The following is a 13,007-nucleotide window of genomic DNA, read 5'->3' on the forward strand; positions in this document are numbered from 1 at the left end:
TGCAAGCACCCCTGCGGGTGAAGAACATTTGGCTTCGAGAACTGACCGCGGCACCTCAGCTTTTCCGGTTATCTAGTTTTCAAGGAACGATTTGAAGGAATTCTCATTCCTTCAAAACTGAACGAAACAAAAGCGCGATTTGTTAATGGTCGGCCATTAACGGCCTCCGCTTTTCGCGATGTCTAGCTCCAGCGCCTGGCTCTCTTCTGCCAAATAACCTTCCCCCTCGGGGTGCAAGCACCCCTACGGGTGAAGAACATTTGGCTTCGAGAGCCGACCGCGGCGCTTCCGCTTTTCGTCCTTAGAAAGGAGGTGATCCAGCCGCACCTTCCGGTACGGCTACCTTGTTACGACTTCACCCCAATCACTTGCCCCACCTTCGGCGGCTGGCTCCCGTAAGGGTTACCTCACCGACTTCGGGTGTTGCAAGCTCTCGTGGTGTGACGGGCGGTGTGTACAAGGCCCGGGAACGTATTCACCGCGGCATGCTGATCCGCGATTACTAGCGATTCCGGCTTCATGCAGGCGAGTTGCAGCCTGCAATCCGAACTGAGAGCGGCTTTTTGGGATTCGCTCCCCCTCGCGGGTTCGCAGCCCTTTGTACCGCCCATTGTAGCACGTGTGTAGCCCAGGTCATAAGGGGCATGATGATTTGACGTCATCCCCACCTTCCTCCGACTTTTAGCCGGCAGTCCCTCTAGAGTGCCCAACTGAATGCTGGCAACTAGAGGCAAGGGTTGCGCTCGTTGCGGGACTTAACCCAACATCTCACGACACGAGCTGACGACAACCATGCACCACCTGTCACCCTGTCCCCCCGAAGGGGGAACGCCCAATCTCTTGGGTTGTCAGGGGATGTCAAGACCTGGTAAGGTTCTTCGCGTTGCTTCGAATTAAACCACATGCTCCACCGCTTGTGCGGGCCCCCGTCAATTCCTTTGAGTTTCAGCCTTGCGGCCGTACTCCCCAGGCGGAGTGCTTATCGCGTTAGCTGCAGCACTAAAGGGTGTGACCCCTCTAACACTTAGCACTCATCGTTTACGGCGTGGACTACCAGGGTATCTAATCCTGTTTGCTCCCCACGCTTTCGCGCCTCAGCGTCAGTTACAGGCCAGAGAGCCGCCTTCGCCACTGGTGTTCCTCCACATCTCTACGCATTTCACCGCTACACGTGGAATTCCGCTCTCCTCTCCTGCACTCAAGTCCCCCAGTTTCCAATGACCCTCCACGGTTGAGCCGTGGGCTTTCACATCAGACTTAAAGGACCGCCTGCGCGCGCTTTACGCCCAATAATTCCGGACAACGCTCGCCCCCTACGTATTACCGCGGCTGCTGGCACGTAGTTAGCCGGGGCTTTCTCGTGAGGTACCGTCACCGCACCGCCTTATTCAAACGGCGCTCCTTCGTCCCTCACAACAGAGCTTTACGACCCGAAGGCCTTCTTCGCTCACGCGGCGTCGCTCCGTCAGACTTTCGTCCATTGCGGAAGATTCCCTACTGCTGCCTCCCGTAGGAGTCTGGGCCGTGTCTCAGTCCCAGTGTGGCCGGTCACCCTCTCAGGCCGGCTACGCATCGTCGCCTTGGTGAGCCGTTACCTCACCAACTAGCTAATGCGCCGCGGGCCCATCCGCAAGTGACAGCCGAAGCCGCCTTTCAACCAAAGACCATGCGGTCTTTGGTGTTATCCGGTATTAGCTCCGGTTTCCCGGAGTTATCCCGGTCTTGCGGGCAGGTTGCCCACGTGTTACTCACCCGTCCGCCGCTGGCCGAACAAGAGCAAGCTCTCGTTCGGTCCGCTCGACTTGCATGTATTAGGCACGCCGCCAGCGTTCGTCCTGAGCCAGGATCAAACTCTCCAAAAGAAAGTTGATTGGCTTGCGCTTCGTTTCGTTCAGTTTTCAAGGAACGAGATTAGTCGATATAAATTGCTTTCTCTTGCAAGAACCAGTTCATCGAACTTATCTCTCGCAAGCAGCTTCTTTATATTAGCATAACATCTTTCCGATGTCAACCACTTTTTTCTTTCTCATCACCGCCGAACATCTTGTTCAGCAGCGACGCTATTTAATATACCACCCTAATCTTCAAAATGCAATACCTTTTTTAAATTTTTTTTGGTTTTTTTAACCTGTACTCTTCTCAAAAGTCCCCACTTCCCATTATCTTAATACGTAATCCTTCTCCTTGGCAACCTCTCTAATCCTCCACACAACGATATTCGTTGCGAACCCTTTTCTTGATCCCACCATCAATAGTCATTACACAAGAAAGCAAAATCGACAGCCCTACTTCTTCCCCGTATTATAAAAAACGTTCAGAGATAGGCCCCTTCCTACCTTCTATAACTGAAACATCAAGCGGGGTTGTGTATGCCTCATTGTTGTTACCAAAAACCATAAAGGACAGTACCTGATCTTTCTTACACCATAACTGATCAGTTTTGTTCAAAATGAATGAATACGCCCACCGGCGGACGCATACATTTCAATATAATATGTTGTTTTCAAGGAGGCATCTAGACTTTGATCCGCATTTTAGCTTTACCGTCCGGTTTGAGCCCGTCTTACTCGTCTTCCCTTTCGAAAAACGAGCAGGCGATCCTAAACGCTCTTATTTCTTCGCCCGTGTTGTACACATATCCAAATGAACAACAGCTGCGATTTGAAATTGCGCTGCGTGCCAACATCGTCCAAGCTGCAGTCGACTTAGCAAAGAGCCGGGCGCGGTTTGCCATTTTTCGTTTTTCACGCTGCAACAGCGAGTTTTGGGAGCGGGACGAGCGAGGTGGTTTTCAGCTGCGACCGGGCATCCCTCCTTCAGAGGCCATCAAAGACATTTTCGTTAACAGTGAACGATACGCCTTTGAATGTGCAACTGCCATCGTCATCGTCTTTTACAAAGCCGTGCTCGATACGATTGACGTATCAGCGTTTAATCGCCTGTTCGCCGATCTACTCCTGTATGACTGGCATACTGACCGCGATCTTGGCATCCATACAAAAAAGGGAGAACACTTTCTCCCTGGGGACTGTCTTTATTTTAAAAACCCGGAGTTCGATCCGACGACGCCGCAATGGCAGGGGGAAAATACGATTTACTTGGGCAACGGCTTGTTTTACGGGCATGGCATCGGCATTCACCCAAAAGAGGTCATTATCGATGCACTCAATCGGAAGCGAAAACCGGGAGCGACGAAATCCGCCTATCTTCTCCCCCAAATTACGCAAGTCAACTTCACGTATTTGTCCCAATTCGCCCGCCCGTTGAACGAATTCCGCTTGCCGCTCCGCCCATCGTTTATCATCGGAACGTTAGGGTCCGCTACTTTCTTGTATCGTTAGCGGCCCTTTTTCGTTTTTCTCCCACAAATACAAGCCAATTCCTGTTAAAATAAAAATACCGCCGATCCATTGAAACAGGCGGATCTGTTCGTCAAACAGCCAATACGCCAAGGCTGAAGCGCCAATAGGTTCCAATAAAATGGCCATCGACACGGTCGATGCGCTCACCCATTTGACTGCCCAGTTCATTACGGAATGGCCGAACAGTGTCGGGATGATGGCTAAAGCAAGAAAACAAAGCCAGTCGGTCGGTTGGTACGCTGTTAGGGAAAAGCGGGATAGTACGGTATACAAATACAATGTCGCAGCGCTGATGCCATAGACGATATATGTATACGTCATAAGCGACAATCGCTGGCGCAATTCTTGACCGAATAGCCAGTACGCTGTCACCATCGCGCACGCCAATAATGCCAACACGTCCCCATACAGCGCTTCTCCACTGGCGCGAAAGTCGCCCCAGCTGATGAGGATGCTTCCGACAATGGCCAAAAGAGCGCTCCCGATCGCACCGATCGTTAGCCGTTCACGGAAAAAGATCGCTCCTCCAGCAAAAGCAAACAGCGGCTGCAGCGTCACAAGCACGACTGAGCTCGCAACAGAGGTATAGTCGAGCGATTCAAACCAAAGAATAAAATGAAACGCAAGCAGCACGCCGGAACAAACGGAAAACAACCAGTCGCGCCGGGAGATGCGCTTTAGTTCATCGATATGACGGAGACAAAACGGCGTCATGATCACGACGGCGAAAAAGAGCCGATAAAAGGCAATAACCGCCGATGGCGCTTGTGACCATTTGACGAAAATGGCCGATGTCGACACAGCGAGCGCACCGATCAATAAGGCGACATACGCCTTTGCCGAACTTGGCGGTTTCATCTCTCCATCTCCTTGCCAACTGTTTTCTTACATTATATCACGAACGAGGTGAGAAAAATGGTGTTCGATCCGTTCCTCAAATTAGGGATTTCAGCCATCCTCGGGTTGATTATCGGGCTGGAACGGGAATTGAAACGAAAACCAGTCGGTTTAAAAACGTGCCTTGTCATTTCGATTTCCAGCTGCTTGTTGACGATCGTTTCGATTGAATCAGCGTACATCTTCCCATCGAAAGACCATATTACGATGGATCCGCTCCGTCTGGCCGCCCAAATCGTATCCGGGGTCGGTTTTTTAGGAGCTGGCGTGATTTTACGCCGCGGTAACGACAGCATCACCGGATTGACGACGGCTGCGATCATTTGGGGGGCCGCGGGCATCGGGGTGGCCGTCGGCGCAGGCTTTTATTGGGAATCAGCGTTCGGTGTGGCGCTGCTCATTGTCAGTGTCGAACTCATTCCATTTTTAATTAATTTTTTCGGACCGAAGCAGCTGCGTGAAAAAGAAGTGATGCTGCAAATTACGGTCGCCGATGAAAACAATATTACGAAAGTGATTGATCATTTAAAACAGCAGCACATCAATATTAAAACGATGCGCATTAAAGATGTGGAAGAAAACCAGCATTTATTGAAACTAAGGGCTGTCGTCGACCAACGACGCTCGACCGCTGACATTTATTACACCATCCGCTCCATTGACGCGATCGTTCATGTCGATATTGAAAGCGGCTGATAAAAAAAGATTGCCAACAGCCATTCATCTAGATATAATAGGAACTGGACAAATCATCCATATTCTTTTGGGGCATTAGCTCAGTTGGGAGAGCGTCGTGCTGGCAGCGCGAAGGTCACCGGTTCGAGCCCGGTATGCTCCATTCACCACCCCCTTGCGTGGCAAGGGGTTTTTGTTTGACCGGGAAAGGTCTCACACCGAAACGCTTCGTCGACGAATCCGCGGCCGTAATCTCCCAACGAACGGCGGGCGGCAAAGTCACATGCGAGAGACGCCCGCCGTTCCCTTCATCCCATGGAGATCGTCTTTCAGGATGGTTCTTTATATTTTTTTAAGCGCTCCTCGAGCTCCCGGCGCGCTTGTTCGATGTCAAAGTCGTCATCTTCCGGCTGGCTGTAGTCCATGTTCAGCCAATCCGGCACGATCTCTGTGCGAATCGGCTTCCGCATCGTTCGACTGCTCTCCGTTGAAGAAGAGGTAGACCGTTGGTTCAGCCGCTGCTTTCGAAACGCAAGCCGTGCCGCACGCACTTCGTCGACCGTTCGATACCCTTTTTCCATCCAGTCGCGCAAGATCGTCTCGACGTACACCCACCGTTTCGCCCCGTTTTCCACCGCAATTTTTAACGCTTCTAAGACTAATTCCTCGGACGTGTCATCCACCCACATATTGATTTTTTCCCGCAAATATCCTCCGATCACCCCAAATCCGTTTTGCTCATAGAAACGAACAATCTCCTTGTAGGCGCGCACGCGCTCATCATCTTCTTTCTCTTCTCTGTTCCTCTCTGATGTGATCTCTGTCGTATTCTCTGGTATCGGGCTGTTCACATTGAGCACCCCGATTGACCAATTTGACCAGCTGGACGGCTCAGTTTGAACAGATGGTCGGGCGATTTCGCCCGTCGGCCGCCCGTTTTGGGCAGATGGACGGTGGATTTCATCCATCGACCGCTCATTTTGGACAGACGGCCGAACCCATTCATCGACGGATCGTCCAATGAAAACCGGCAAATCGGCCACTTCATCTGCTGGCCGCTCACGTTGAACCGATGAATGGGCAATTTCATCCGCCAGCTGCCCGATGGGAACGGGTGGGCAGGCCATTTGCTCTGTCGCCCATCTATTTTGAATCGACGGATCCTCCGATTTCCCTTTCGTCCATCCATGTTGAACCGATCGATCAGCCAATTCATCGCTCAGTTGTCCATGTTGAGGCGATGGACCGGCCGCTTCACCTGCCATTTGTTCGTTTTGGAAAGATGAACAAGCGATGTCTCCCTCTGTCCGTTGATTTGGTATCGTCAGAACGATCGGCATGCCATCAAAAGACGCCCCACGGTCGTCTCGAGCGATGGAAGCGGCATCGGAACCTAGCCCCTTGCCGTCTTGAACGGTTGACGTGCCTCCTTGAGACATCGGCATGCAATCTGGAACAGTTGAATCGCCATCGTGGGACATCGACGCACCATAAGAAACAGTTGCAAGGCGATCGAGAACGGTTGAACCGCTGTCCCCCGCTGGGCCGCCATTCGCCCCCGGTGGCTGTTCCTTTTGCCTGACTAGTATTTTTTGCGTCCATTCGGCCAGTTGGTTGTAATCGATCCGATACCATTTCGTTTTATCGATTTTGGAGCGGTTAAAATTCGCCGAAACGATGATCCCGAGCTTTTCGAGCTTTGTGATGATCCGGCGAATCGTGCTTTCCGACCAAAACGGGAATTGCTTCTGCCAATCTCCATACGTGTTGTACACCCATTTGTAGCCGTCACGAACGTTTTCACTTTTCTCAAGCCAATAGTGCAATTGCTGCACGATAATGCTTTCGTTCAATCCGATCGCCACAGCGAGCTGTGGTAAAATGATTAACGGCTCGTCGTCTAAAAGCAATTTGGTCATCGTCCCTCTCCCCCTTCATAAACGATGAATGAAGAACTCGTTCGCAGCGAAATGGCTTTATGATTGCTCCCTTTCTTTGATAAACTTTATTTCGAATGTCATCAAATCACCTAATGGCGCGACAGCAGCGATTTTAGCCCGATTTCACGCTGAAAAACGCCAAAAATACGCCAAAAACGGTTGAATATGCGTTCAAAGAGCAAATCGACATGTTCCGTTGCTTTCATCGCGTCTTTGCTGAAACAGCAACACCTTTTCGATCGGAGGGAGAGCTTTGAAACAAACTGCGATTTTGTTTTTTTGCCTGATGATTCTATTTCCCGCTTCCGTTTTCGCCCATCCAGGTACATTGGATGAATTGGGCGGGCATTTCCGCAACAGTGACTGCACCTACTTGTTGCACGAACCGACCGCATTGGCGAAGCAGGCGAAAACGAAAGAAGAGCTGGTCAAGCTCATTCAAAAATATAACGGCAATGAACGGTGCAAACGGAACCTCACTCCGGAACGGATTGACTTAGACGGCCATACGCTCGGGGGAAAAGAGGACAATGCTTCGCTGCGGCTTGGCCGGACATACAAAGCGGCATTGGTGAAGTGCATTGACGGAGACACGGCCAAATTCCGTGTGAACGGCCACGTGTATACGACGCGCTTTTTGTTCATCGACACCCCAGAAAGCACCATCGAAGTCGAACCATACGGAAAAGAGGCGAGCCAGTTTACGTGTTCCCGACTGAAAAAAGGGGACATTGTGCTTGAAACAGATGGAAATACGTTGTTTGACAAATACCAACGGCTGCTCGCCTGGGTATGGGTCGACGACCGCCTGTTGCAAGAAGAGCTCGCTAAAGCCGGGCTAGTCGAGGACTTTTATGACTATGGCGATTACAAATACGAACAACGCATCCGCAAAGCATACGAGGAAGCCAGACAAAATGGCGTCGGCATATACAGTGGGCACTCTGCCGAGGAGAAGCCGAAAGTCGATTCGAAAACGAAAGCAGAGCCGGCGCAAACCAATCCGCAGACCGAAGAGGAGACGAACAAAGCCGATCGTGAACGTAACCGTGAGCAAGAAGAACGAACTTCGGAACCATCAAGCGGCCTCGTCCTTTATACATTGCTCGGCGCAGCGGCGGCTGCAGGGGTGTATTGGCTCATCCGCCAGCTGAAATGACGACCGCCAACACCAAAAAGACCTGTCCGACACGGACAGGTCTTTTTTCATCGAAAGCAAGTTGCCGGTTTTGCTTCAAAAGTTGCTCGTTCCCGCCTTGGCTTTGAAAACAGCTTCCTTAATGATTTCCGTAAACAAATGTTTCCCTGTTGTTTCTTGTCATTGCTTCGGAAGCAATTCTTCAACACCGGTCTCATTGGCCATTCGCTCCGGCTCCATCCCGAGCCGACGGAAGCCGTATTTTTCGAGGCGCATGATTTGCTCATCGGTCAATTCTGTGTACGCAATGACCGACGGGGTGCCAGACGATTTGTAAATCAAGTTGCCGGTCACCGGGCATTGAAACGCGTCGGCGACAAACCCCTCCCCGTCTTGAATCGTAAACAGCCGGATGGGCATCACATTCATGTTATTCCCTCTTTCCATACATCGTCATGATTATAAGTGCCCGATCCATCACCATTTTATACGAGCCGTTTGCCGACGATGACTAAATCGCGCTCAATGCCGTCAAGCTCAGCAACGCGCGGAAAATAGCCCCACCGTTCAAACCCGAAGCGAGAGAACAGCCGCAAACTCGGTTCGTTATGGGCAAAAATAAAACCGAGCAGCGTCTTCATTCCAAGCGCCGGCGCCTTGTCGATCGCCCGCTTGAGCAGCTTCGTCCCAAGCCCTTGACCGCGGTGCGATTCGGCAATATAAATGCTCACTTCGGCCGTATGGCGGTACGCCGGGCGGCCGTAAAACGATTGGAAACTAAGCCAGGCGCAAATGACACCGTCATCTTCGACTACCCAGAGCGGCCGATGGTGCGGATCGTGCGCTTCAAACCACGCTCTCCGGCTTTCCACTGACACCGGCTCCAAGTCCGCCGTCACCATCCGGCTTGGAATCGTTTCATTATAAATGCGGACGATTTGCGGCAAATCCGCCGCCGTTGCATCACGAATCAACCATCGCTCCATTTGGCATCCCCCTTTTTCCATCAGCCTTTCATTTCAAAAATCAGAAACATCTCTATGTACAGCGAAAGAACACGAAACGCCAGCTCGTTTTGTATCGTGTCGCTTGCGGCGTTTCTCAGCCCGCGTTCCCAAATGACGCGCACTCCTATTTTATCAGAAATGGGGGACGTTCGCGCCTTCTTCATATGTTCACCTGTGCCTCGCTTGTTATTGCCGGCGCGCCCGCACCGCAAAGCGACTGTCCCCCGCCCAATCACCCGTGTCCCCCATTTAGGACGGCGGCCCGTTTCTTTCTCCAAGACGCAGCCCGCTCTCCCACGAAGGCCCCGCCTTCCTCCGACAAAGGCAAAAAAACGGCGTGAGTTCGGTCATCCCAGACTCACGCCGTTTTGTGTTTACCAGAATGGCAACGCCCATCTGCAAAACAACGCAACCGTCTTATCTTTACGTCACCCCAATGAAGCGACAACGTCGAATGACGAAGGCATGAACATTTCTTCCTCTAACGCAGCGACAAAGCGGCGTCCAACGATCGGCGAGCATCCCCGCCTATCGAAGTCAAGACGCGAGTGCTCGTCACTCGCTTGCGGAAGCGCCTTTTTTCTTCCACTTCATCAAGGTCTCATAAACGATCGGGACAATGATCAGGGTCAAAAGTGTAGAGCTCGTCAATCCACCGATGACGGTCACGCCGAGTCCTTTCGAAATCAACGCCCCGCCTTCCATTCCAAACGCAAGCGGAAGCAACGCGCCGACGGTCGCAATGGCCGTCATTAAAATCGGGCGCAAGCGCGTTCCGGCCGCTTCTAAAAGCGCCTCGCGCGTCGACAATCCGTCGCGTTCTTTATGAATGACACGGTCGATTAAGACGATCGCATTCGTCACCACAATCCCAATCAACATCAACATGCCGATCAGCGCCGATATGCTGATGGTTTCGTCAGCAATAAACAGAGCCAGCAGCGCACCGATGACGGTAAACGGCAGCGAGAACAAAATCGTAAACGGCGCCAGCCCGCCACCAAACGTGACGACAAGCACAAAATATACGATCGCTACGGCAGCGAGCATCGCCAATCCGAGCTGGGTGAACGCCTCTTCGATATCTTCGGTGACTCCTCCCATGTGGACATCGACATTGGATGGAACGCGCAGCTTGTCGATGGCCTTTTGCACGTCTGCCGACACAGCGGCGACGTCTTTCGTTTTCACTTCCGCCGACACGCTCGCGTATACTCGGCCGTCATAGCGCTGAACCTCACTGTACGTATGTCCTTTTTTCAACTCGGCCACATCTTCAATCGGCACTTGAACACCGAGCGGCGACACGATCGTTTTCTTCATCAAATCTCGAATATCGTCGTATTGCTCTTTTTCCGTTGCAATGTAGACGTTGAGATCTTCACCATCTTGCTTAACCGTCGCAATCGCTTGGCGCTCGCCATTCTCGGACAACGCTGCGGCGATTTGTGCAGCAGTCAGCCCGAATTCACTTAATTTTTTCTGGTCGGCGACAAGCGTATATTCTTCAAACCGGGCGGACATGCTTGTTTTCACATTGGTCAACTCATCATGATCGCGCAAAATGTCCGCTACTTTCTCAACAATCGGCTCGATTTCTTCCATTTGATCCCCGTACACGTTAAGCTCAATCACATTGGATGTCCCGGTGCCCGAAACGTCCTGGCTTTGCCATTCCCCTTTGTCTCCGCGCTCATCAAGCGCCTTCATCACTTTTTCCTTCTCTTCGGCAAAGTTTTTCACATCGGGGTCATACTCGACATAAAACAGCGCTGCATTGTCCTGACCCGGGTTCATCGGGTTGCCCCCGCCGACAGACAGTTGAATGTTCTTTACTCCGTCGCGCTTCTCGAAAAACGCCTCCACTTCTTTGGCAATGCGTTCCACTTGATCCACCGTTTGCCCCGGAGCAGGACTGTACGTAGCAACGATCATTTTTTGCTCATCAGATGGCAAGAAGCTGACCCCAACATACGGGACGAGGAACAAACTTGCGACAAGCAGCAGCACGGCTGCGCCGCTCACGATGAGTTTATGATCCAACGACCAACGGAGCACCGTTTTATACCAAGACGCCAAGAGGCTTTTTCTTTCCTTTGCCCGGACGCGTTTCGCTGCCACGCCATTGCGGAACAGCCAGTGAGCCAACGCCGGAACAACGGTAACCGCAACAATTAGCGAGGCGAGTAACGCAAACACGATCGTTAGCGCAAACGGCAAAAACAGCTCGCCAACCATCCCTTTGACCAATCCGAGCGGCAAAAAGACGGCCACCGTTACAATCGTCGACGACGCGATCGGGATAAACATTTCTTTCGTTGCCGAGACGATCAGTTCTTTTCCAGTGAGCGGTTCATCCGGCAATGTCATGCGCCGGTAAATGTTTTCCACAACAACGATCGAATCGTCAATGACGCGGCCGATCGCCACCGTCATGGCACCAAGCGTCATGAGATTGAGCGTAATATCCATCTCATACAGCAGCAAAATCGCAATCAACAGCGACAGCGGAATCGACACGACGGAAATCAACGTCGTGCGGATGTTGCGCAAAAACAGGAAAATGACAATGACCGCAAACAGTGCGCCAAACACTGCTTTGTCCACCATCGTGTTCACCGAATCTTCAATCGGCTGCCCTTGGTCAAACACGGTGATAATGCGCAACCCGTCATAGCGCTTCTCGAGATCTTTGATTTTTTCCTTGACGGCGTTGACGACAGTGACCGTATTAGCGTCTTGCGCTTTCACGATTTGCACGCCGATTGACGGTTCACCGTTCGTCCGCGAAATCGATTCTGCTTTAGCGACGACTTCCACTTCAGCCAGATCGCTCAACGAAACAGAAGGAATCGAAGGAGATGTACCTGCTTGGCCGGAAGCGGCGCCTTGCATTTGGGCCGCTGCTCCTTGACCTGCCGCGATTCCTTGCATCTGACCGGCCGCTCCCATTCCTTCGCCGCCTGCCATCGGTGACTGCGCTGCTCCATTAGCAGGGGCGATCGGAATGCGGAGCGCTTTTAAGTCATCGACCGTGACGATGCGTCCGTCGATGACGACCGATTTTTCCGTATCTCCAAACGTGTACAGACCGAGCGGAAGTGAAACAGCGGAAGCCTGAATGACGTTGATGACCGATTGTTCAGTCAGCCCGTACTGCTTCAACTTCTGTTCATCGAATCGAATGTTCACTTCTTGCATTTGCTGGCCAGCGACTTCAACCGAATCAACGCCGTCGATGCCCTCCAATTCCGGGACGACATGACGCTCAACCGTTTCCGTCAGCTCAGCCAACGATTCGTCCGGATTGGTCACGCTTAATGAGATGACCGGAAAAGCGGAAAAGCTAATCCGGGAAACGTCCGGCTCCTGCGCCCCATCAGGCAGCTTCAAATGACTAAGCGCCTCTTTCACTTCATTTTGCGCTTTTTCCATATCTTTGTCGAACTCATATTCAATTTGTACAAACGATGCATGTTGAAAGGAAGAGGAACGGACAACCGTGACACCGTCCAAATGTTCGACCCGCTGTTCAATCGGCTCCGTCACCTTCTTGGCCACTTCTTCCGGCGTAGCCCCCGGATAGACCGTCGAGACGGAAATGAACGGAACGTTAATGTTCGGGATCGTTTCGAGTTTCATGTTCATTCCCGAATACAACCCCGCCACAGCAACAATAATCGTCAAAATCCAAATGGCGAGCTTATTATTGAGCGAAAACTGAATGACTTTCCTCACGCGCTTCTCCCCTTTAAATCCATGATCATATTGGTTCCACTTTCCTATGACTATACGGTCACAAGTTATATACTAATCGACCAAATGGTCATTTGTCAAAATGGGAAACCCACCTCATCTGATTGCTGAACATCGATCCGACATGCTGCTATGTATTCGAGCCCATTTCTAGGTCAACCATCCCGTCTTTTCTTCATTCAGGTTCCACCTTATCACACACCTCCCATCTTTTGTTATGCTCTAGCGACAT

Annotated in this window: 9 protein-coding genes, 1 tRNA gene and 1 rRNA gene; 4 read left to right on the forward strand and 7 right to left on the reverse strand. The window is 51.6% G+C overall.

Going from position 1 to position 13,007, the window contains the following annotated elements; translation table 11 throughout:
- Positions 1 to 305: 305 nt before the first annotated feature.
- A 16S ribosomal RNA gene (locus IC804_RS06720) occupies positions 306 to 1,862 on the reverse strand.
- A gap of 660 nt (positions 1,863 to 2,522) precedes the next feature.
- On the opposite strand from IC804_RS06720, the gene IC804_RS06725 reads away from it, so the two are divergent.
- Complete coding sequence (locus IC804_RS06725) at positions 2,523 to 3,341, forward strand: protein-glutamine gamma-glutamyltransferase (protein WP_008881779.1); 819 nt, start codon at positions 2,523 to 2,525, stop codon at positions 3,339 to 3,341.
- Here IC804_RS06725 and IC804_RS06730 read toward each other — a convergent pair.
- Positions 3,312 to 4,220 (reverse strand): DMT family transporter, encoded by a 909-nt coding sequence (locus tag IC804_RS06730; RefSeq protein WP_008881780.1) that lies wholly within the window; start codon positions 4,218 to 4,220, stop codon positions 3,312 to 3,314. The genes IC804_RS06725 and IC804_RS06730 overlap by 30 nt on opposite strands.
- Positions 4,221 to 4,277: 57 nt before the next feature.
- Between IC804_RS06730 and IC804_RS06735 the strand changes: the two genes are divergently transcribed.
- Complete coding sequence (locus IC804_RS06735) at positions 4,278 to 4,955, forward strand: MgtC/SapB family protein (RefSeq protein ID WP_008881781.1); 678 nt, start codon at positions 4,278 to 4,280, stop codon at positions 4,953 to 4,955.
- Between the two features lie 69 nt (positions 4,956 to 5,024).
- Positions 5,025 to 5,097 (forward strand) — tRNA-Ala (locus IC804_RS06740).
- Between the two features lie 166 nt (positions 5,098 to 5,263).
- Here the strand turns inward: IC804_RS06740 and IC804_RS06745 are convergent.
- Positions 5,264 to 6,853 (reverse strand): DnaD domain-containing protein, encoded by a 1,590-nt coding sequence (locus tag IC804_RS06745; RefSeq protein WP_081157554.1) that lies wholly within the window; start codon positions 6,851 to 6,853, stop codon positions 5,264 to 5,266.
- Positions 6,854 to 7,160: 307 nt separating this feature from the next.
- Here IC804_RS06745 and IC804_RS06750 point away from each other — a divergent pair, with 307 nt between their 5' ends.
- Entirely contained in the window at positions 7,161 to 8,033 is an 873-nt protein-coding gene (locus IC804_RS06750) for a thermonuclease family protein (RefSeq protein ID WP_011888098.1), read from the forward strand.
- 159 nt (positions 8,034 to 8,192) lie between these two features.
- Here IC804_RS06750 and IC804_RS06755 read toward each other — a convergent pair whose 3' ends face one another.
- The 4 genes from IC804_RS06755 to IC804_RS06770 form a co-directional block, all read right to left on the reverse strand.
- Positions 8,193 to 8,441, reverse strand: a complete 249-nt coding sequence (locus tag IC804_RS06755; RefSeq protein WP_008881785.1) for a hypothetical protein — start codon at positions 8,439 to 8,441, stop codon at positions 8,193 to 8,195.
- Positions 8,442 to 8,497: 56 nt separating this feature from the next.
- Entirely contained in the window at positions 8,498 to 8,998 is a 501-nt protein-coding gene (locus IC804_RS06760; RefSeq protein WP_008881786.1) for a GNAT family N-acetyltransferase, read from the reverse strand.
- Positions 8,999 to 9,018: 20 nt separating this feature from the next.
- A complete protein-coding gene (locus tag IC804_RS06765) occupies positions 9,019 to 9,297 on the reverse strand; it encodes a hypothetical protein (RefSeq protein ID WP_081157555.1) in 279 nt (92 codons plus the stop codon).
- Between the two features lie 277 nt (positions 9,298 to 9,574).
- Positions 9,575 to 12,757: an efflux RND transporter permease subunit gene (locus IC804_RS06770; RefSeq protein ID WP_081157556.1), complete on the reverse strand. Its 3,183-nt coding sequence runs from the start codon at positions 12,755 to 12,757 to the stop codon at positions 9,575 to 9,577.
- Between the last annotated feature and the right edge of the window lie 250 nt (positions 12,758 to 13,007).

The organism is Geobacillus sp. 47C-IIb, from assembly GCF_014679705.1.
GTDB lineage: Bacteria > Bacillota > Bacilli > Bacillales > Anoxybacillaceae > Geobacillus > Geobacillus thermodenitrificans.